We start from the raw sequence: 20848 nt of genomic DNA on the forward strand, positions 1-20848 counted from the left end.
CAAGACTAGAGCAGACTGCACCCCGTGAACACAACACTCATCCAATAGTGTGGCAAGCCATCCAGGAGGCAAGACATGTCTGTTATCCGTTTTCTCGCGCGTCCCATGCTCGCGTCCAGCTTCGTCGTCGCAGGTCTGGAAAAGCTACGGAACGCGGACGACACCGCGAAGCAACTCTCGCCTGTACTGCGCCGCGCATCGGAGTCCCTGCCCTTCAAGGCAGACGAGAAAACCCTTGCCCGTGTTATCGGCGGTGCCCAGCTGGGCGCCGGGACATTGCTCGGCCTGGGCAAGCTTTCCCGTTTCGCCGCAACCGTGCTGGTTGTGACCTCGGCCCTTAACTCCTACGTCGAGTGGCGCTCAGCAGACATCAGCACCAAGGAAGGCCGGATTGCCCGCAAGGCCCGGCTCCTCAAGAACATTTCCCTCACAGGAGGCGTCCTGCTTGCTTCCGTTGACACCGCGGGCCGGCCAAGCATCGCATGGCGGGCCGAGCACCTCGCGGCCGACGCCAGGAAGGTCACCGGCAAGCAGATCAAGCGCGCCGACAAAGCAGTTCGCAAGGCCGTAGACAACGCAGTTGGAGCATAAGGAAGCATGACAGGCACCACCCCCGCCAACACCGACCCAGCAGCTACCGAAACCGCGCTTCCGCTATGGTCCGCCCCATACGCCCGAGGCCCTGTGGATGCGACGGTGACGGTCCCGGGTTCGAAGTCGCTGACCAACCGGTACCTGGTGCTTGCAGCTTTGGCGGATGGGCCGTCACGCCTGCGGGCCCCCCTGCATTCCCGCGACTCCGCCCTCATGATCCAGGCCCTTCGGCAGCTTGGTGCCACAGTCACTGAAGAACCCGGCGACGGCGACTACGGACCCGACCTCCTGATCACGCCGCTGGATCCCCGGGCTACAAGCGCAGAAACCGCCATCGATTGCGGGCTGGCTGGAACTGTGATGCGTTTTGTTCCGCCGCTCGCGGCGTTGCGCCGCGGGGCTACCGTGTTCGACGGCGATCCGCATGCTCGCAACCGACCCATGGGCACCATCATCGAGGCCTTGGTTGCCCTGGGGGTTCCTGTCGCCGCTGAAGGCGGCAGGACGCCGTCGGCCCTTCCGTTCACGGTGGAAGGCACCGGGGAGGTGCGCGGGGGGCACCTGGTGATCGATGCCAGCGCTTCGTCGCAGTTCGTATCTGCCTTGCTGCTGGTGGGTGCGCGTTTCACCGAGGGCCTGCACCTGGAGCACGTGGGCAAGCCCGTTCCGAGCCTTGACCACATCTCGATGACGGTGGCGACCCTTCGCAGCGTCGGGGTCTCGGTGGACGATTCGGTGCCGAACCACTGGCGGGTATCCCCCGGTCCCATCAGCGCCTTTGACCAACGGATTGAGCAGGACCTCTCCAACGCCGGCCCCTTCCTGGCAGCTGCGCTGGCTACCAAGGGAACCGTCCGCATTCCCAATTGGCCCTCCGGCACCACCCAGGTGGGCGACATGTGGCGGAGTATCCTCGCCACGATGGGAGCGGAAGTCACTCTTCAGGACGGGACACTGACCGTCACCGGCGGGCAGCAGATCAAGGGCGCGGACTTCGACGAAACCAGCGAACTCGCACCCACCGTTGCCGCTCTCTGCGCACTGGCAGCCGGGCCTTCGCGCCTCACGGGCATTGCCCACCTGCGTGGCCACGAGACTGACCGTCTCGCGGCCCTGGTGGCCGAGATCAACAGGCTGGGTGGTGACGCTGAGGAAACGGCTGACGGCCTGGTCATCCGGCCGGCAGCCCTGCACGCCGGCGTGGTGCACAGCTACGCGGACCACCGCATGGCCACAGCGGGTGCCATCCTTGGGCTCGCCGTCGAAGGCGTCAGGGTCGAAGACATCGCCACGACGTCGAAGACCATGCCGGAGTTCCCGGACATGTGGGTTCGAATGCTCGGGACTGCCGGCGCGGAAGAGGCCGGCAACTGACCATGGCCCGTGACGCACGCTCCTGGGACGAGTCCGATGTCCGTATCCGTCCCAACAAAAAAGGGTCACGCCCCAGGACCAAGGACCGCCCAAGCCACGATGACGCCGTCATTGGGCGCATCATCACAGTAGACCGGGGACGGTACCGGGCAATTGTCGGGGAAGACACCGACAACGAGCGCCTGGTCATCGCAGCGCGGGCCCGTGAACTGCGGCGTAACCCCGTGGTCCCGGGTGACTTCGTCGCCCTGGTCGGAGATGTCTCCGGAGACCCGGATACCCTCGCCCGCCTGGTCCGGGTGGAGGAGCGCAGGACGCTCCTGCGCCGCAGTGCCGACGACACCGATCCGATCGAACGTGTGGTCGTGGCCAATGCCGATCAACTCGTGGTGGTGGTGGCGGCCGCGAACCCCGAGCCCCGGACCGGATTCATCGACCGTGCCCTGGTGGCCGCGTATGACGCCGGCATCGAGCCGCTGCTGCTCATCACCAAGGCGGACGTCAAGGACCCGGCGGAACTGCTGGCGAACTACCTCAGCCTGGACTTCCCCGTAATCATCAGCCGGACCGCCGATTCAGGGGCCGGCGGCATTGACGCGCGTTCCGACGACGGCCTGTCTGCCCGCCTGGACCGGGATGCCGTCGCGCAGCTCCGCTCCCACCTCGGCGGAAAAGTAACTGTCATGCTCGGCCATTCCGGTGTGGGCAAGTCCACCATGGTCAACGCCCTGACGGGTGCCGAACGCGCCACTGGCGGCGTGAACGCCGTGACGGGCCGCGGCAGGCACACCTCCTCGTCGGCCCTGGCCCTTAAACTCGATGACGCCCCCACGGGAAGCTGGATCATCGATACTCCCGGCATCCGCTCCTTCGGTTTGGCCCATGTGGACCCGGACCGGATTCTGCGCTCCTTCCCCGACTTGGAGCCCGGCACGGATGGCTGCGAACGCGGCTGCAAACACGACGCAACCGCCATCAATTGCGGACTGGATGCGTGGGTCAACGAAGGCCATGCCGGACCCTCAGGCGTCGCCCGCCTTGCCTCGCTGCGTCGCTTGCTTGGGGCCGATCCCCGGCTCGAAGCGAAAGAGGCCAAGGAATTGGGCACGGTCAACTGATCGTGGCGGCTTCACGTCCCCACTGCGGCCATTGATTCAGGATAGTTTGGTGGCATGACCCATCCCGTTTCCACCTACAACGATGACTTGCGTCTCGCCCACGTCCTCGCAGACTCAGTAGATGCCCAGACCATGGATCGCTTCAAGGCACTGGACCTGCAGATCGAAACCAAGCCGGACCTCACACCCGTCACAGATGCGGACAAGGCCGCGGAGGAAGCGATTCGCGGCCAGCTGTCCCGTTCCCGCCCCCGCGACGCCGTTCTTGGCGAGGAATTCGGCAGCAGCGGACACGGCTCGCGTCGTTGGATCATCGATCCCATCGATGGCACCAAGAACTTCGTTCGCGGTGTTCCGGTATGGGCAACGTTGATTGCGCTGGTCGATGAAGGCGAACCGGTTGTTGGCGTAGTGAGCGCCCCGGCTCTGGGCAAGCGGTGGTGGGCAGCCAAGGACATGGGTGCTTACATGGGCCGTTCGCTCGCCTCCGCCACACGCCTGAAGGTTTCCAACGTCTCCCGGTTGGCGGACGCGTCGATGTCGTACTCGAGCCTTTCCGGCTGGAAAGAACGCGGCAACCTCGACGAATTCATGGGACTCACAGAGGACATCTGGCGTACTCGCGCCTACGGGGATTTCTGGTCCTATTGCCTGGTCGCCGAAGGCGCCGTGGATATCGCCTGCGAACCTGAGCTGAATCTCTACGACATGGCCGCCCTGGTACCCATCGTCACCGAAGCCGGCGGACGCTTCACGTCCCTGGAAGGCGAAGACGGACCGTTCGGCGGTAACGCGTTGGCCACCAACTCGATACTGCATTCGGAGGTCCTCAAGCGCCTCAACCCCGGGCTGGACGACCTCCTCTAGCTCCGGTTGCGGCAAGGCCCATATCGAACCACCACGAAATTTTCGACGGCGGATGGCCCCTTTTGAGGCCGTCCGCCGTTTTATCTTCGCCCAATGACCACTTTTTCGTTCCACGTAACAATGCGCTTAACAATGTTCACCGGCTTTGGAGGGGCTGGAGGGTATGCCCTAACCTTTTTTACAGGTCACGAGTGCCAGCGCTAAACCCCGGTTTGCTGGCCGGCAACCCTCCATTCGCGGTGGGGTGCCCCGGGTGACGACCCGGCCGGTCCGGAACGGATACGGCAAGCGCGGATCCCCCATGCGGGGGTCCCTCTTAAGTGAGGTCCCATGAGCACCGTTACGTTCAACGCCAACACCATTCCGTCGTTTGCTGAGGCAAGCGCGGTGCCGGTTGCTGCAGCACGTCCACTGGCCGCTGTCACAGGCGCGGAGTTGCAGGCACCCCTGATCCAGGGCGGCCATGTCCGTTATGCCAACCTCGACTACGGCGCATCGGCACCTGCCCTGACCATCGTCTCGGCGCACCTCAACGAGGTTTTGCCTTACTACGCCAGCGTTCACCGCGGTGCAGGTTTTGCTTCGCAGATCAGCACCTCCGTCTACGAAAATTCGCGGAACATTGTGCGTGAATTCGTGGGCGGCCGGGCTGACGACTCGGTGATTTTCACCCGCAACACCACGGACTCCCTGAACCTGCTGGCCGGATGCCTCCCCGTGGTTGATGGCCAGGTCGTTGGCGAGGTTCTTTACCTGGACATCGAACACCACGCCAACCTGCTGCCTTGGCAGGGTGTGCCCCACCGAAGCGTCGTTGCAGCACCAACCCTGGCCGCCACGTTGGACAAACTCCGCGATGAGCTCGCCCAAGGCGGCGTGAGCCTGCTGGCTGTCACCGGCGCTTCCAACGTCACCGGTGAAATCCTCCCCATCGCCGAACTGGCTGCCCTTGCCCACGGGTTCGGCGCACGGATCGTGGTGGACGCCGCCCAACTTGCACCCCACCGCCGCATCAACATCGCAGAAGCGGACATCGACTACCTGGTCTTCTCCGGCCACAAGCTCTACGCTCCGTTCGGCGCTGGAGTGGTGGTGGGGCGCCCTGACTGGCTCGACGCCGGCGTCCCCCACCTGGCTGGCGGCGGAGCCGTCCGTGAAGCCCGGTTGGATTCGGTCAGCTGGGCTACCGGCCCGGCCCGCCATGAGGGCGGTTCTCCCAACGTCCTGGGAGCGGCAACCCTGGCCCGCGCCACCCAGGTACTGGCCAGCCTGGATGAGCAGGAATGGCATGCCCATGAAGCGGCCATCCGTTCCTACCTTGTTGAAGGCCTGGAAGCGATTGAGGGCGTCTCTGTCCACAAGATCTTCAGCGATTCCGTAGACACCATCGGTGTGGTCAACTTCTCCGTGGAAGGCTTCGACGCCGGTTTGGTCGCCGCCTACCTCGCGGCGGAACACGGTGTCGGCCTTCGGGATGGCCGGTTCTGCGCCCACCCGCTGCTCAAGCGCCTGGGACTCCCGTCAGGTTCGCTGCGGGCAAGCTTCGGCGTCGGCTCCCGGTTGGAGGACGCTACCAGGTTGCTGGCAGGCATCGAGGAACTCAAGCGCAACGGACTCGGCTGGGACTACGTCGTGGACGAAGGCCGCTGGGTACCTGCGAACGACCACCGCAGCTACCCCGAATGGGCACCCAATACTCCGGGCACGGCAGGCGCAGCGCCCTGCACTGTGGACTAGGAATCCGCGCACCAAAGGGTTTCACGGCTGCGGTAAATTCGTAGGGTACCTTTTGGCAACCCTGTGAAGGAGCTCCGCGTGTCCACGCCGTCCCCCGGAGCCGCGAGTCGTCCGGCGGTCATTCCCGGACCAGCAGGACCACGCGGTCCCAAGCTCCACGCCGCCCGCAGGCACGAACTGGGCCAAAGCTTCCAGGACGGCGGGGAGCACTATGACCGCGTGCGCCCCGGATACCCCATGGACTCCCTGGAATGGATCCTGCCCCAAGGGGCCCGGACAGCGGCAGACATCGGGGCTGGCACCGGCAAGTTCACGTCGCTTCTCCTCCAGCGGAACCTGGAGGTTGCCGCCGTCGATCCTTCACCGGACATGCTGGAACAACTGCGCAAAAGCTATCCGCAGGTCAACGCACTGGTGGGAACAGCCGAGGCAACAGGGCTGACGGACTCAGCATTCGACGTCGTCAGCGTTGCGCAGGCATGGCACTGGTGCGACCCCATCCCCGCCAGCACGGAGATCGCCAGGATCCTCAGGCCCGGAGGAACGATGGGCCTGGTGTGGAACCAGTTGGACACGTCCATTCCCTGGGTCCACAGGCTGTCCCGGATCATGCACGCAGGAGATGTCCACAAGCCGGGATTCCGGCCAGTTATCGGCCCGGAATTCCAAGGCCTGGAACGCCACCTGACCACATGGGAGGATCCCCTGACTCCGGAGGACATCATGGAGTTGGCGAAGTCCCGCAGTTACTACCTCCGCGCCGGCGAGGCCACCCGTGCGAAAGTCATGGATAACCTCAAGTGGTACCTCCACGAACACCTTGGACATGCTGCGGGCGAAACAGTGCCCGTGCCCTACGTGACGCAAACGTGGCGTGCACTCAAAGTCCAAGGTGCGCCGCCACGGTAGGCTTGGTGTGTGAAGACCAGTACGCCCTCCTCCTCGATCGAGGACTACGTCAAGGTCATCTACTCCTACACGGAGTGGCAGGACAAGCCGATCACGTCCTCCCAGCTCGCCCAAAGGCTGGGCGTGGCCAACTCCTCCGTCTCGGAAATGGTCCGCAAGCTCAAAGACCAAGGCTTGGTTGACCACCAGCCCTACAGCGCCATTCGACTGACCTCTGAAGGCATGCGGCTGGCCTTGGCCATGGTGCGTCGGCACCGGCTCATCGAAACCTACCTCGTGGAGGAACTGGGCTACAGCTGGGACGAGGTCCACGACGAAGCCGAGATGCTTGAGCATGCGGTGTCCGACACCTTCATCGAACGCATGTCAGCCAAGCTTGGGCACCCCGTCCGGGATCCGCACGGCGACCCCATTCCGTCGGCAGACGGAATGGTGGACTTGCCGCACGCGTACCAAATGATCGAACTTGACCAAGGCCATGCCGGGAAGATCACCCGCATCAGCGACGAAAACCCCGATCTCCTCCGTTACCTGGCCGCCCAGGACATCGCGCTGGACGCGCCTGTTGAAGTCATGGGGCGCAAGCCGTTCGGCGGGGCACTCGTTGTGAGGATCGGCAGCGGACCGGATCGCCGTGAGTTTGACCTGGCCGACGAAGTCGCATCGGCCCTGTGGGTCCAAAGCGCAGGAGTCCACCCCGGGTGCGTGCTCCCGGGGCGCTGAAGCAGCCGCACGTCCGGCTAGCTGCGCTGGCTGGCGGGACCGCCGTCGTCGGACGCCGTATCAGTAACGCTTCCAGCAGAAGCAGCCGCTTCACGCGGCGGGTTCCGGATCCCGACGGCGGACGCCAGGCCCCCGATGACGAAAAGGGCCGCTGTGACCAGCAAGGCATTATCGAGGCCCTGCCGCGTGAACACCGGTCCAACGATCACCCCGGCAAAGGCAATGGTAATCAAGCCGGCAATGCGAGCCACTGCGTTATTGACCGCCGAGCCTATACCGGCCTCCTCCGTGGGCACTGCACCCAGTATCGCCGCTGTCAGGGGAGCCACCAGAGTAGCCAAACCCACGCCGAAGACAATCTGGCCGGGAAGCACCTGCGTCCAATAGTTGAGGGGCTCCTGGACCGTCAATGACATCAGGAAGCCCACGCCGCACAACAACGGACCCGCCGTCATGAACCAACGAGGACCATACTTGCCGGCAAGGCCGCCAAAATACGACGCACACAGCATCAGGATGACGGTACCCGGAAGCAGGGCAATGCCGGCCAATGTCGCACCCATACCGCCCACCTGCTGAAGGTAGATGCCCAGGACGAAGAACCCCAGCGAAATCCCGCCGTAAATAGCCAAGGTAGCCACGTTGCCCCACGCAAAATTGCGGATGCCGAAGAGCCTTAGCGGCAGCATCGGTTGGGCAGTCCGCGCCTCGTGGGCCAGGAAAAGGACCAAAGCTACGGCTCCAACCACCAGCGGCGCCCACACCAGCGGGCTCTCCCAGCCCATCCTGCCCTGCTCGATGAAGGCATATACGGGACCACCCAGACCGACCATCGCCAGGAACGCACCGAGATAGTCGATCTTCTTGCTCTTGTCCCGTGCGGCGTCACTTGCTCGCAAGCCCGACAGCATAGGCCAGATCAGGGCTGCAGGGACAACGTTGATGAAGAAAATGACCCGCCAGGAAAGCAAATCCACAGAGACACCGCCGATAAGCGGCGCCACAATGGCAGCCGCGCTGGTCCACCCGGACCACTGGCCGATGGCCTTGGACTGGGCAGGGCCGGAGAACGAGGTAACGATCATGGCCAACGAACTCGGGACCAGGAGCGCACCGGCAATTCCCTGCAGGGCACGTGAGACTACAAGGACTTCGCCGGTCCAGGCAAGCCCGCACATCACCGAGGTCACCGCGAACCCGGCCAGACCCCATTCCAGGATCCTGGCCCTGCCAAAATGGTCGGACAATGAGCCGGCCACCAGGATGAGGGCACCCAACGTCAGCAAGTACGCATCCACCACCCACTGCTGGATGACCAGGCCACCGCCCAGTTCCCGCCCAATGGCCGGAAGTGCGAGATTCACCACAAAACCGTCAAGGATCGCAATGAACGAAGCCACGATTGCCACCACCAGCACGCGTTTTTGGAGCGGGGTGCTCGGTTCCACAGCGGCTGCGTCAGTCATGAGCACAGCCTACGCCGAAGGAGTCCCGTATCGTTGAATGGTGATTAGCAGACGTGACGCCGCCCTGGCCCTGGATATTTCGATGGAAATGGCCCAACGCCACGGCATTCCGTCCCGCCTTAGCGAGGCCGAGCTTCGCGACATGCAGGACAATCCCCCGGCCTGGCTCGTGCAGTCCCGTGCCAACCGCACCGGAAAGCGCCCAGTCTGGGTCCACCTCACATGCGCTGTGTGCGGCTACTCTGAGGCTGTCCGGCCCAAGAAGTGGTGGCCGGACTTCTCGTTCGTCTATTGCGGCACGCACCGGAACTCCGAGCTGCCCAAGCTGTTCCTCGGCGAAGTCCGCAGCGAATACGAAGGCGTTGGCAGCCGCTTCGTCGGCGTCGTGGACGTTCCGGAGAACCAGGCCTAGCCGGCTAACCCGCCTGCTGGCTCATCTCCGAAGGTACCGCGACAAGCTGGAAGGTCCGGCCCTCCCGTAGCACGGTCAGCGGGAACGGTTCGCCGATCGCCTCCTCAAAGAGCAGCTTCTGGAGGCTTTCCGCGCTGGACACCGCCCTCCCCTGGGCACGCAGCACCAGATCACCTGGCTGGAGTCCGGACCGCTCAGCAGGTGAGCCCGCGATCACCTCGACGACGCGTAAGCCTTCCTTCTGGCCTGTCCGCACCACGGCACTGGCGTCAAGGGGTATCGGGGTGCTGACCAGGCCCAGGTAGGCTCGACGCACCCGGCCATCGCGCAGCAACGAGGCAATGATCCTCTGCGTCGTCCTGTTGATGGGAACAGCCAACCCCAGCCCAAGTCCGGCGACAGCAGTGTTGATACCGACGATGCGTCCCCTCGTATCAGCCAAAGCCCCACCGGAATTTCCTGGATTCAGCGCAGCATCCGTCTGGATGACATCCTCTATCACCCGCCGGTGCTCTCCTGCCCGGACAGGGATGGAGCGGCCCAGGCCACTGACCACGCCGGCAGTCACGGACCCGGCCAAGCCGAGGGGGTTCCCCACGGCAATGACCAACTGCCCGACACGCAAAGAGTCCGCGTTGCCCAGCAGCGCCGGAGGCGGCGTGGATCTCAGCCCACGGACCACCGCAAGATCGGACAGAGGATCCGCACCCACCAACTCCACGTCGGTGTGCTTACCGTCCGCGAAGACAGCCCGGCCGGACTGAATGCCCGCCACGACGTGGGCGTTCGTCAGCAGGTACCCGTCGCCCGTAAACACGACGGCGGATCCGCTTCCCACACGCACCTGGCCACGGCGCCCTGTGCTAGTCATTTCGATGGCAGCAACATGGGGTGTTACGGACTCCGCCACCCTGACGACGAGCTGCGAATACGCGTCCAGGGCCTCGTCTTCGTCCGGTTGTTGTTCAAACTCAGGCTCGGTACTCATCACTTGCCTCCTGCCAAACGTCGGAGCGCGATCCGCACGCCCCGTCCGGCTTCGCGCTTACCCAGTACAACGACCGGGGTCAGTGGGCTAGTCCGTTTTGCGGTACGCCGTGGGTGAACGCGGCTTACGGGCAGGTAGTTTTCGGCACGAAGAAAGCCCCCGGATCGCGAGGATCCGAGGGCTTTCCGGGGTGGAGATGGGGGGAATTGAACCCCCGTCCGATGTCGTGTTGTCAGGGCTTCTCCGGGCGCAGTTTGCGTCGGATTTTCTCGGCCCCAGCCGTCCTGCAAACAGGCGGCTGATCCGGGCCCAGTCATCTAGGAGTCCCGTTTACCTCAATGACGAAGGCAAACAGCAGTGGCTATCTAAATGACGCCAGGAACCGGGGCGATAGCAACCCCGGGCTGACGGACTGTCTTACTGCTTAGGCAGCGAGAGCGAAGTCAGTGCGCTTAGATTCGGCACTTATTGGTTTGCAGACAGCGTTTACGAGATAATTCTGCATCCTCGGCCCGCTTCACCTGTCGCGACTAACATCGTCGAAACCGATCATCCCCGTATTTTGTTACCAAACCGTCGGACTGTGGAAGCTCCGCCGGACTACTTATCATAGCGCATTAATCGGAAGTTTCATTCCCGGACACGCGCCTTGGCCGGCTAGCGTCGGTTGCGTTCACGCAGTTCACGCAGGGACTCACGCTTATCCTGCTGCTCGCGGAGGGTCTGCCGCTTGTCGTAATCCTTCTTGCCGCGGGCAAGGGCGATTTCCACCTTGGCACGTCCGTCGAGGAAATACAGCTGGAGCGGGACCACGGTGAAGCCGGACTCGCGGATCTTCTGCGAAATCTTGTCCAGTTCCTCGCGATGCAACAAGAGCTTACGACGCCGGCGCGCGGCATGGTTGGTCCAGCTCCCCTGGTTGTACTCAGGGATGTGGATACCCTCCATCCACAGCTCGTCGTTGTAGAAGGTGCAGAAGCCATCCACCATGGACGCATGGCCCTCGCGGAGGGACTTCACCTCGGTTCCCATGAGGGCAATGCCTGCCTCATAGGTATCAAGAATGAGGTAGTTGTGCCGGGCCTTCCGATTGGTGGCCACTACCTTACGGCCACTTTCCTTGGGCACGGTAGAACTCCTTGTTAGATGCGGATTTCAACTAGTGTACGCCAGCCCCGGCGGGCCCCCGCACCTTAGAGAAGGGTCATGGGGTCCACTGCCGAGCCGTTGAGCCAGGTTTCGAAGTGCGCATGGCAACCAGTGGAGTTACCTGTGCTGCCCGAGTAGGCAATGAGCTGCCCTGCCGAAACCTGCTGACCATTGGCAACCACAATGCTGCTGTTGTGATAGTAGATGGTGGTCAGCGAGTTGCCCTGGACAACGCCGTGGGAAATCTTGACCCGCCAGCCACCCCCGTCTGCTGAGTTCCAGCCGGAGTTGAACACCTGGCCCGCGGCGGCCGCATAGACGGGGGTACCGCAGGCCGCACCGAAGTCGATGCCGGTGTGCATGTAACCACCCGTGCCGTAGAAGTCGATGGTGCCCGGCGGCGTTGCACGCCAACCGAACCCCGATGTGATGGGCACAGCGCTGGCGAACGGGTGCCGCAAACCGAATGCCGAAGGCGATCCCGCAGCGGGCGGAACATAAGGCTGCTCCGGGGGTGCCGGCCTACCCTGTGCTGCCGCAGCCGCGGCTGCAGCAGCAGCGGCCTCCGCAGCGATACGCCGTTGCTCCGCTTCCCACGCTTCCCGCAATTTGCGGTCCCGCTCCACAATCTCAGCTGCAACGCTGTCCTGTTCGGACTTCACCCGAGCGAGGTTTGCTTCGATTCCGGGTTTGGCCGCTTGCAATTGTCCGTTCAAGCGGGTGGTGTCTTCGATCAGCTTGTCGACTTCGGCTTTCTTGCTCGCAGCCTCATCCCGGGCCGCTTTCTCCCGCTCCAGCGCGGCATCAGCCTTGGCCTTGAGGTCCTGAATTTCTTCCTCGACCGCAACCAGCCGCGCTTGTGAGTTCACGTTCGTGGCGTTTTGCTGCGTCAATTTGGTCATCGCTGCGTTTTGGCTGCGCATCGCCTGGTCGGCCAAATCCATGGACTCGGTCAGGCTTCCTGTTTCACTGGAGCCGAACAAGAGGGCGATGTTGGTAGGCACGCCACCCGATTTGTACGCCTGGGAAGCAATCTGCCCGATCAGCTTTTTGGTGTCAGTGATTTTTTGCTTATCACTTTCCAGCTGCTCGGTAATCTTCGCTTTGTTCTGCTGGGCAAGCTCCACCCGGGCAGCCAACGCTTCGACTTCCTTGACTGCGCCGGCAACCCGGCCCTGAGCTTCAAGCAGCGCCTGCTGGGCTCCCGGAAGGCGGCCTTGGTAGATCACCAGGTCACCGGCAGCCTTCGCGATATTCGCGTCCACGAATTCCAGGGAGGCCTGCACCCTGGCCGACTCTGCTTCCAGGGCGGCCTGCTGGTCATCCAGGTTGTCTGCCTGCGCGGTTGGGGCACCTGACAGGAGGCTGACAGCCAGACCCACGGCAAGGGCAGCACCCAGAATCCGAACGTGGCCGGACGCAAGGCGCCGACGCAGGGAGGTCGGGTCCAACGTGGTCATCAGGAGTCCTTTTCGCTTGTCAGCACGGTTGTTCGGTGAAACGGGAGGGTCACGGCTAAACCTTCAGGTAACGCCGCAAGGTCAATAGCGACGATATACCAGCGAGCCCGGCACCCAGCGCAATGAGGACCGGGGCGATCACCAGGACCTGCGCTGATGAGATGAACGGCGTGTTAAGGAACTGTCTGGAGAGGTCGCCATTGAGCCAGAAATGAGCCATCAGCCACAGGGTGACCGAGGCCAACAAGGCTCCAACGACGGCGGCTATGACGCCTTCGAGGATGAAGGGCAGTTGGATGACCATCTTGGAGGCGCCCACGAGCCGCATAATGCCTGTTTCGCGACGCCTGCTGAAGGCGGAAAGGCGGATGGTTGTCGTGATCAGCAGCACCGCACAGAAAATCATCACCGCAGCAACGCCAATAGCAGCCACGGAGGCCCCGTTCATCCACGAGAAGATGCGTTCAAGGACCTGTCTTTGGTCACTCACGGTCTCGACGCCGGGCTGGGAGGAGAACGTCTCGCTGATGATCTGGTATTTCTCGGGGTTCTTCATGTTGATGCGGAACGAGGCCGGCAGCTGGTCCTCGGACACCGAGTCCACGATCGGTGAGTTGGAGAACTGTTCCTTGAAGTGCGTGTAGGCCTCGGCCTGGGATTCGAACTGGAAGTCGTTGATGTATTGCTTGACGGCGGGTGACTCCAGCATTGCCTTCAGGTTGTCCTGCTGCTCCTGCGTGGCCGGACCGGATGCGCAGCCAACCGCCGTCGAACCGTCGTTGCAGAGGAAGACCGCCACCTGGACTTTGTCGTACCAGTAGCCCTTCATCTGATTGATCTGCATCTGCAGCATCCCCGCAGCGCCGACGAACGTCAGGGAAACAAAAGTCACCAATACTACGGAAATCACCATCGACAGGTTGCGGCGCAAGCCACTGCCGATTTCCCCGAGGATAAACAGGAGCCTCACAGCTGTGCCCCCTGAGCCCGGTCGAGTTCCTCGCCACTGGCATCGCGCAGACGGCGCGACTCCCCCACCACAGGAATCATCGATGTGTACAGGGCCTTGGCTTCGTCGCGGATGACCTTACCGTTCTTAAGTTCCACCACGCGCCGGCGCATCTCGTTGACGATGTCGTCGTCGTGGGTGGCCATGACCACCGTGGTGCCGTTCTGGTTGATTTTGTCCAGGACTCCCATGATTCCCATCGAAGTGATGGGGTCCAGGTTTCCGGTCGGCTCGTCTGCCAGCAGGATGCCGGGGCGATTGACGACGGCGCGGGCGATCGCCACGCGCTGCTGCTCACCACCGGAGAGTTCATGCGGCATTCGCCGCTCCTTGCCTTCCAGACCCACTGTTTTCAGGACCTCGGGCACTGTCTCGCGGATGATCGAGCGGCTCTTGCCGATGACCTGCATCGCGAAGGCCACATTGGCAAAGACGTTTTTCTGGGGCAGAAGGCGGAAATCCTGGAAGACAACGCCAATTCCGCGCCTGAGCTTGGGGACCCGCCAGCTTGAAATGTTGGCGACGTTCTGGCCCGCGACGTAAACGGACCCGGAGGACGCTTTGTCTTCCTTCAGGATCAGCCGCAGGAACGTGGACTTGCCTGAGCCCGAGGCGCCGACGAGGAACGTAAATTCGCCGCGGTTGATCTCAAGGCTGACAGAGTCGAGCGCCGGTCGGGCATTCTGCTCGTAGACCTTGGTGACATTCTCAAATCTGATCATGGCCCTTTAGAACCCCGCCGGACATGACGTAGTCGCCCAGTCCAACAGCCGGAGCGCGGGCTTTCGATGGGGGAAGTGAGAGCACCGGCCACTTGACTATACGCACGGGCGGGGAGCTAAACCGGACCTTTAAGGGGCGTGTCGCCGAATCCGGACCGACTCTCACAGCCTTCGACAGCCTGCGGGATCTGCTGACTGCTGCGCGCCCTAGCTGGCAGCGGCGTTGCGGTTGCCAGTGCGCCAGCGGATGCCAGCGTCAATGAAGTCGTCAATATCGCCGTCCAGCACTGCCGACGTGTTGCCCACTTCATGTTCCGTGCGCAGGTCCTTGACCATCTGGTAAGGATTCAGCACATAAGAACGCATCTGGTCGCCCCACGACGCTTTGACGTCACCGGCCAGTGCTTTCTTCTCCGCGTCTTCTTGTTCTTTCTTGACCAACAAGAGGCGGGACTGAAGGACCCGCATGGCCGCCGCGCGGTTTTGGAGCTGTGATTTTTCGTTCTGCATGGAGACGACAATTCCAGTGGGAATGTGCGTCAACCGTACTGCGGAGTCGGTGGTGTTGACCGACTGGCCACCCGGTCCCGAGGACCTGAAGACGTCCACCCTGATTTCGTTGTCCGGAATCTCGATCGAGTCCGTCTGTTCAATCAGGGGGATGACCTCCACGGCCGCAAAGGATGTCTGCCGCCGGCCCTGGTTATCGAAGGGGCTGATGCGGACCAGGCGGTGGGTGCCCGCCTCCACGCTCAGCGTGCCGAACGCATATGGCGCCTTGACCTCGAAAGTGGCGGACTTCAAACCCGCTTCTTCCGCATAGGAGGTGTCCATGACCGTGGTCGGATAACCATGGCGTTCGGCCCAGCGCAAGTACATCCTCATCAGCATTTCGGCGAAATCGGCGGCATCAACGCCACCTGCCCCCGCCCTGATGGTGACAACTGCTTCCCGCTCGTCGTATTCACCCGAGAGCAGGGTAACGACTTCGAGTTCCTCCAATGCCTTGCGGATGGAGGCCAATTCCTTCGCGGCTTCGGCCATGGAAGCTTCGTCGCCTTCGTCCTGGCCCAACTCCACCAGCACCTCGAGGTCATCGATGCGGGAAGCAAGCTTCGACAGTCGCTCAACTTCCGACTGCCGATGCGATAGCCGGGACGTGATCACCTGGGCTGCTGCGGGGTCGTCCCAAAGGTCCGGCGCACCGGCTTGCTCGCTCAGTTCAGCGATCTCAGCTTTGAGGGCATCAACATCCGTGACGTTCTCGATGGAGCTGTAAGTTGCGCGAAGGGCGCGGATTTCTGCGGGAAAATCAATGTCAGCCATGGTTATCCCAGCGTACGCTATTCATCGGACTCCCCCGTCGGGGCCGGATACTTTGGCCCGGATCATTACTGCGTTAGCCTCGACCGTGCAGTGGATTTGGCCTCAACGGCTATACCGTCGGGAAGCAGGAAACTGATCACTGGCGGATGGGCAATGGACGCCAGGACCACAACAGCGGTATCCCCCGGGCCCCGACCTGTTTCAGCCTCCACGGTCAAATGGTCATGGCTAACGAAAGCATGGCTTTTGTCCAGGTAGGAGCCTGCCGCGGCAAGCACCCTGCTGTCCGCCAACGTGGTCGATGGCGAGCTTCCCCCGCCTATCTCCCCCGCAACGTACGCGTCCGCGGCAGCGAGCGCTGCTCCGTCAGCCAGGGAGAGCAGCTTCTTGTGTTCCAGGTACACAGCGGATGCGGCCATCACCGCTGTTGCCAGCAAGAGGGACAACGCCACAAACCCGATGATAAGAACTGTCATTTGGCCGTCCTCCGAGGCTGTCCTGCTGCATCTGCAACCCGTCATCTGTATCGCCCCACAACCTGTGTTGCTGTCGCACTCACCCTGCTTGCCATCAGTTGGCCGGCGTCCGCAAACGGCATCATGGGCAAGGGAACATCCAAGCGCACAACGACGGAAACCGTGGCACCCGCCGATGAGCAGTCTGATCTGTCGCACGAGACCTCAAAGCTGGCCTGCTCCGGAGAGTAGCCATAGTCCTTCAGTGCAACGAGGACAGTTTGCTCCGCCGCCCTTTGGGCGCCCGCCGGGTTTGATTGGGCAACGAAGACCTTCGCGGCTTGGTCCGCCGCCCCCACCACGGCGAAGGAACCGCCCTGCAGTTGGCCGACAGTCACGACGAAATAGACCACCGGGACCATCAAAAGCAGGGCCAGGAAGATGAACTCGACCACCGCGCTTCCCTCCTGCGCCCCGCTGGGGATCGCATGACGTATGCGGCCCGCCCCGACTTCTGTCCGCACGCCCAGGGCATCAGCTGGCCTTCGCCGCATAGCCGTCCACAGCCGACCCCCAAGGTCAGCCCGAAAGAACCGCATGTCCTTTCACCTCCATCAGTCCGACGGGCCCGATCAACCCCACCATCGGAAAAGGCGCCCTGACAGTCACCTCCAAGGTGCGAAGGCCGTCGATCGTAGCCTCGGCTGCCGTAACCTCACGTGGGAAGTCGGCACTCAGGGCAGAGCCGATCAGCTCAGAAGCACGCTCTTTGGCGTCGGTCGGTGTCCTGTCCGCCAACGATCCGTAGCGTGCACCGGAGGCCGCAGCATCGATGAGCGTATTCCGGACATGCAAGACCAAGGTGAACTGGATGATCGACAGGAACAGCAGGGTCAGCAACGTCCCGACCAGAACGAAATCGACGACGGCTGACCCCTGCTCGTCAGGAGCTGCCGAGCCCGCCGATCCACCCCAATGACCCAAGGTACGGACCCTTCCGCGCCGGGGCCTATTTGGCAACCTGATGGATCGCCTGGTTAAAGAGGTCCTTTAAGGCCGGTGCAGCGAGGGCCAACAGCCCCGCCACCAGGACAGCTGACATCAGTGTGATCATGACCCAACCCGGTACGTCCCCCCGTTCATGGTCGTCAGCGGCAGGCATTGTCCGCCCCAGTCCGGCCGTGAACAAGGAGCCGGCACCAAGGACCACGACCCAGGCTGCAGTTGTGCTTTGCGCTATTTTCTTCATGATTTCCCCACTATGTGTCGAGCTGGTGTTGAAGCAGCTTGTTGGTGAACAGGATGATGAGATGGACCTGGCCAGCCTCCTAGAGGCTGATTTCCAAGGCTGCAATGGCTGGGAAGGCCGCAAAAACCACCGTGAGTGGAAGTACACCGAAAACGAGCGGCACCATCATGGCGATCTCTTTCCGGCCGGCTGATTCCATCAACTCCCGTTTGGCGGCGTCACGGACGTCGGCGGCCTGCGCCCTGAGTACGCCGGCCAGTGGAGTGCCACGTTCCACGGCAACCACCAGCCCGTCAAAGAACCTGACCAGGGGTGGCAGCTCCGCCCTTGAGGAAAAGCCTCGAAGGGCCTCTGGCAGCGGTTTTCCGGAGCGGGCATCCGCGATGACCATGGCGAATTCGGCAGCAAGCTCGCCGCTGGAGCTGCGGGTCACCCTGTCCATGGCGACCATCGCGCTCTCCCCTGCAGCAACGGCCAAGGCCATGAGCTCGGCAAGACCTGGAAATTCGGACAGCATTTTGGACTCACGCCGCTTGATGTGTTGGCCAAGAACGTAGTCACGCAACAGATAACCCGCCAATGCACTTCCGATGACCGCGACCACCAGTAGTGCCGGGCTGAACTGTCCGGTCGCTGCCCTGACCGCAACCACCAAAACGGCAAGCACGAAGCCAGCACCGGCCCACAGCAATTGTTCGGCCCTGTAATCAAGAGTCGACTTCCGCAAACCCGCCCGCGCCAACCGCTTGGCCAGGGCGGTCGAACCGACATTGAACCGGGAAAGGTGCCTCATTGCGTCACGAATCACTGGACGGAGTATCCGTTCCAGTGGTCCGAATGGCGTCAGGTTCTGCGTAGGAGGGCGCAGAAGGCGCGATTCGAGGTTCCTGGACTTCAGCTGCGGTTCGATTCGTTCGGCCAGAGTAATGCCGCGCAGGAAAGGCAGGCGAACAATCGTCATCCACACCCCTGCCCCAAGCAGGAGCCCACACAGGACCGCGAGCGCTGTTGTTGAACTCATGCAAGGATCCGTTCGTCCTCAGGCAACGCGCCTATCCGAAGCATGACCGCGTAGCAGATCACGGAGACCACGAGGCCTCCCAGCAGCACCATGGCGCCAAGGGTTGAGCTGTAGGCCCGCATCGCCTCCGGCCGGCTGGCCATCACCACCAGGATGATCCACGGGGCCGCGACGGCGAGGCGGGCGGCGTTGATCGTCCAGGATTGCCGGGCCTCAAGCTCGCTGCGTGTCCGGGCACTGTCCCGCAGGAACTCAGCGAGGGTGCCAAGCATCCGGCCAAGGTCGGATCCGCCCACCTCCCGGGTCATCCGAAGTGCTTCGATAATCCGGTCTGCCACTGGATCAGCCAGTCGCTCCTTCAGCCTGTTCAAGGCAGCATCGAATTGTCCACCGGACCTGTAATCGGCCCCGAAGTCGAGGAAGAGTGCACGCAGTTCATCCGGCCCGTTGTGACCCAGCTGAATCAGTGCCTCCGGCAAAGCAAGGCCTGCCCGGATGGCGGAGCGCAGGTGATCCACCACATCCGGCCACAGGACGCGGAGCGCCGCGCGGCGCTTCTTCGCCTTCCAACGAACCATGCCGAAGGGCACCCATGAACCGAACATCCCGAAGCACACAGCAATGGGTAGCGAAGCCGTCAGCACAAAGAAGACGAGAAGTGCCAGTAGGCCACATCCCGCGCAGGTCGCAAGGAGCCCGCCAGCCGTTACCTTTTCTATCCCCGCCGATACCAGCAAGAGGTCCAGTCGCCGCGGTTTGGCCTTCTTCTTTTCGGCGGGCTGCTCCCATGCTGACCACCACACCAGAAATACGCCAAGGCCACAGAGAATCCCGAGAAGCGGTGCCATCAGTTCAACTCCAGGAGGGCTGCTACATCAAAACCTGCCCGGGCAAACTTCTCGACCGCGGGCATGGAGTTGGCTCTGGGCTGCAACTGGCCGGCAACCATGCCAAAGACTTGAGACGACTCGATGATCCCGTTCTCCACGCGGCGCCCCAGGGAGAGCACCTCGGTCACCTGCCTGCGCCCGGTGGAGTGGCGACCGCAGTGCACCACGAGGTCTATGCATGAAGCGACCGTGGGTAGGACGAAGGCACTGGAGATGTTGGCCCCTGCCAGCAGTGGCAGGGTACAGATCTTCGTTACGGCGTCGTGAGCGGAGTTGGCGTGCACGGTACACATACCGGGAAGGCCCGAATTGAGTGCGATCAGCATGTCCAGGCTTTCGGCTTCACGGACTTCTCCCACGATCAGCCGGTCGGGCCGCATACGCAGTGCTTCCTTCACCAGGCGACGCAGCGGGATTTCGCCCTCACCCTCCAGGTTGGGCTGCCTGCACTGCAGGCCCACGACATCGCGTAGCGGCAGTTGAAGCTCGAAGATTTCTTCTACCGTTATTACCCTTTCGCGGGAACCGACGTTCGCCGCCAGGCAGTTCAGCATGGTGGTCTTTCCCGCTTGGGTGGCCCCGGACACCAGAATGTTGAGGCCACTGGCCACGGCAGCGCCCAGGAATCTGGCTGCTTGGGGTGTGATGCTTCCCAGCTCGACGAGGTGCTCCAGGCGGCTCGCCCTGGCAATGAATTTCCGGATATTCACTGCCCAGTGCTTCCGTGTGATGTCGGGGATGGCTACGTGCAGCCGTGAGCCGTCCGGTAACGCAGCATCCACGAACGGTGATGACAGGTCCAGCCGCCGGCCCGAGCTTTTGAGCATCCTTTCGACAAGGTTCCGGACCTGCTGCTCCGTGAGGCTCAGGGCAGTCAGTTCAGATTCCCCATTACGGGCTACATAGATTTCATGGGGAGCATTGATCCAGATCTCCTCGATGGAGGGGTCATCCAGAAGTGGCTGCAAGGGGCCGAAGCCGGCGACGGCATCAAAGACGTGACGTCGCGCCGCCTCAAGATGTCCCAATGGTGGAAGGGGCGCGAGGAGCGCCCGCTCGTCATAATCGCTGACCGCGGCCTCCACGAGTCGCCGCACGTCCGCGGTTTGCTCCAAGGGATCCAAACCCCTCCGGCGGATGAGTTCGCGGACCTCGCCCTCGACTATTTTTACAGCGTCCACATCTCCCCCAATGGTCACGGATAGGTCAACCGAGAGGCGCATCTCGAGTGACTCACGCTAGGCGAGCGCCAAGACCCCCTCAAGTCACTTGGAGGGACATGTGGATAAGTAAGAATCAGGAGTCACTGCAGTAACCTCAATCCCACTAGTCACTCCAGTTCCAGAATGTTAGGGTAAGGCCGTTAGGAGCTGGCCTTT

The 20848-nt window shown here is 62.6% G+C and carries 22 protein-coding genes, 1 other RNA gene and 1 riboswitch; of the genes, 8 read left to right on the forward strand and 15 right to left on the reverse strand.

The window, feature by feature from the left end:
- The first annotated feature begins 75 nt into the window (after positions 1-75).
- The 7 genes from LRQ04_RS13005 to LRQ04_RS13035 all read left to right on the forward strand — a co-directional run bounded on the left by LRQ04_RS13005 (position 76) and on the right by LRQ04_RS13035 (position 7322).
- A complete protein-coding gene (locus LRQ04_RS13005; RefSeq protein ID WP_235520568.1) occupies positions 76-591 on the forward strand; it encodes a DoxX family membrane protein in 516 nt (171 codons plus the stop codon).
- Between the two features lie 6 nt (positions 592-597).
- A complete protein-coding gene (gene aroA, locus LRQ04_RS13010; RefSeq protein WP_235520569.1) occupies positions 598-1968 on the forward strand; it encodes a 3-phosphoshikimate 1-carboxyvinyltransferase in 1371 nt (456 codons plus the stop codon).
- Between the two features lie 2 nt (positions 1969-1970).
- The gene (locus tag LRQ04_RS13015) at positions 1971-3086 is read left to right on the forward strand and encodes a ribosome small subunit-dependent GTPase A (protein WP_235520570.1); all 1116 of its coding nucleotides are present in this window, start codon (positions 1971-1973) and stop codon (positions 3084-3086) included.
- A 54-nt stretch (positions 3087-3140) separates the two neighbouring features.
- On the forward strand, positions 3141-3953 hold the full coding sequence (gene hisN / locus LRQ04_RS13020) for a histidinol-phosphatase (RefSeq protein WP_211711505.1): 813 nt from the start codon (positions 3141-3143) through the stop codon (positions 3951-3953).
- 183 nt (positions 3954-4136) lie between these two features.
- A riboswitch (SAM riboswitch) is annotated at positions 4137-4250 on the forward strand.
- 33 nt (positions 4251-4283) lie between these two features.
- Entirely contained in the window at positions 4284-5690 is a 1407-nt protein-coding gene (locus tag LRQ04_RS13025) for an aminotransferase class V-fold PLP-dependent enzyme (protein ID WP_235520571.1), read from the forward strand.
- Between the two features lie 120 nt (positions 5691-5810).
- Positions 5811-6599 (forward strand): class I SAM-dependent methyltransferase, encoded by a 789-nt coding sequence (locus LRQ04_RS13030; RefSeq protein ID WP_235520690.1) that lies wholly within the window; start codon positions 5811-5813, stop codon positions 6597-6599.
- Between the two features lie 9 nt (positions 6600-6608).
- Positions 6609-7322, forward strand: a complete 714-nt coding sequence (locus LRQ04_RS13035) for a metal-dependent transcriptional regulator (RefSeq protein WP_235520572.1) — start codon at positions 6609-6611, stop codon at positions 7320-7322.
- A 17-nt stretch (positions 7323-7339) separates the two neighbouring features.
- Here LRQ04_RS13035 and LRQ04_RS13040 read toward each other — a convergent pair whose 3' ends face one another.
- Entirely contained in the window at positions 7340-8788 is a 1449-nt protein-coding gene (locus tag LRQ04_RS13040) for an MFS transporter (protein WP_235520573.1), read from the reverse strand.
- A gap of 37 nt (positions 8789-8825) precedes the next feature.
- Here LRQ04_RS13040 and LRQ04_RS13045 point away from each other — a divergent pair, with 37 nt between their 5' ends.
- A complete protein-coding gene (locus tag LRQ04_RS13045; protein ID WP_235520574.1) occupies positions 8826-9200 on the forward strand; it encodes a hypothetical protein in 375 nt (124 codons plus the stop codon).
- A gap of 4 nt (positions 9201-9204) precedes the next feature.
- Here the strand turns inward: LRQ04_RS13045 and LRQ04_RS13050 are convergent, their stop codons facing one another.
- The 14 genes from LRQ04_RS13050 to LRQ04_RS13115 all read right to left on the reverse strand — a co-directional run bounded on the left by LRQ04_RS13050 (position 9205) and on the right by LRQ04_RS13115 (position 20650).
- Entirely contained in the window at positions 9205-10188 is a 984-nt protein-coding gene (locus tag LRQ04_RS13050) for a S1C family serine protease (protein WP_235520575.1), read from the reverse strand.
- A 188-nt stretch (positions 10189-10376) separates the two neighbouring features.
- Positions 10377-10745: a transfer-messenger RNA gene (ssrA, locus tag LRQ04_RS13055) on the reverse strand.
- Positions 10746-10845: 100 nt separating this feature from the next.
- A complete protein-coding gene (smpB, locus tag LRQ04_RS13060) occupies positions 10846-11316 on the reverse strand; it encodes an SsrA-binding protein SmpB (protein ID WP_235520576.1) in 471 nt (156 codons plus the stop codon).
- A gap of 65 nt (positions 11317-11381) precedes the next feature.
- Entirely contained in the window at positions 11382-12797 is a 1416-nt protein-coding gene (locus LRQ04_RS13065; protein ID WP_235520577.1) for a M23 family metallopeptidase, read from the reverse strand.
- Positions 12798-12852: 55 nt separating this feature from the next.
- Positions 12853-13767 (reverse strand): permease-like cell division protein FtsX, encoded by a 915-nt coding sequence (gene ftsX, locus LRQ04_RS13070; RefSeq protein ID WP_211711497.1) that lies wholly within the window; start codon positions 13765-13767, stop codon positions 12853-12855.
- Positions 13764-14528: a cell division ATP-binding protein FtsE gene (ftsE, locus tag LRQ04_RS13075; protein WP_026540084.1), complete on the reverse strand. Its 765-nt coding sequence runs from the start codon at positions 14526-14528 to the stop codon at positions 13764-13766. Before ftsE ends, ftsX begins: the two co-directional genes overlap by 4 nt.
- 207 nt (positions 14529-14735) lie before the next feature.
- A complete protein-coding gene (gene prfB / locus LRQ04_RS13080; RefSeq protein ID WP_235520578.1) occupies positions 14736-15854 on the reverse strand; it encodes a peptide chain release factor 2 in 1119 nt (372 codons plus the stop codon).
- 65 nt (positions 15855-15919) lie between these two features.
- Positions 15920-16330, reverse strand: coding sequence for a pilus assembly protein TadG-related protein (locus LRQ04_RS13085; protein ID WP_235520579.1), 411 nt, complete (start codon positions 16328-16330; stop codon positions 15920-15922).
- Between the two features lie 41 nt (positions 16331-16371).
- The gene (locus LRQ04_RS13090) at positions 16372-16764 is read right to left on the reverse strand and encodes a hypothetical protein (RefSeq protein ID WP_308194934.1); all 393 of its coding nucleotides are present in this window, start codon (positions 16762-16764) and stop codon (positions 16372-16374) included.
- A gap of 124 nt (positions 16765-16888) precedes the next feature.
- The gene (locus tag LRQ04_RS13095) at positions 16889-17293 is read right to left on the reverse strand and encodes a TadE/TadG family type IV pilus assembly protein (RefSeq protein WP_235520580.1); all 405 of its coding nucleotides are present in this window, start codon (positions 17291-17293) and stop codon (positions 16889-16891) included.
- 25 nt (positions 17294-17318) lie between these two features.
- On the reverse strand, positions 17319-17558 hold the full coding sequence (locus LRQ04_RS13100; protein WP_235520581.1) for a hypothetical protein: 240 nt from the start codon (positions 17556-17558) through the stop codon (positions 17319-17321).
- A 79-nt stretch (positions 17559-17637) separates the two neighbouring features.
- Positions 17638-18579 (reverse strand): type II secretion system F family protein, encoded by a 942-nt coding sequence (locus tag LRQ04_RS13105; RefSeq protein WP_235520582.1) that lies wholly within the window; start codon positions 18577-18579, stop codon positions 17638-17640.
- Complete coding sequence (locus tag LRQ04_RS13110; RefSeq protein WP_235520583.1) at positions 18576-19427, reverse strand: type II secretion system F family protein; 852 nt, start codon at positions 19425-19427, stop codon at positions 18576-18578. The genes LRQ04_RS13105 and LRQ04_RS13110 overlap by 4 nt, the downstream gene beginning before the upstream one ends.
- Positions 19427-20650: a CpaF family protein gene (locus LRQ04_RS13115; protein ID WP_235520692.1), complete on the reverse strand. Its 1224-nt coding sequence runs from the start codon at positions 20648-20650 to the stop codon at positions 19427-19429. The genes LRQ04_RS13110 and LRQ04_RS13115 overlap by 1 nt, the downstream gene beginning before the upstream one ends.
- Positions 20651-20848: the final 198 nt, after the last annotated feature.

Source organism: Paenarthrobacter sp. AR 02 (genome assembly GCF_021538675.1).
Lineage (GTDB): Bacteria > Actinomycetota > Actinomycetes > Actinomycetales > Micrococcaceae > Arthrobacter.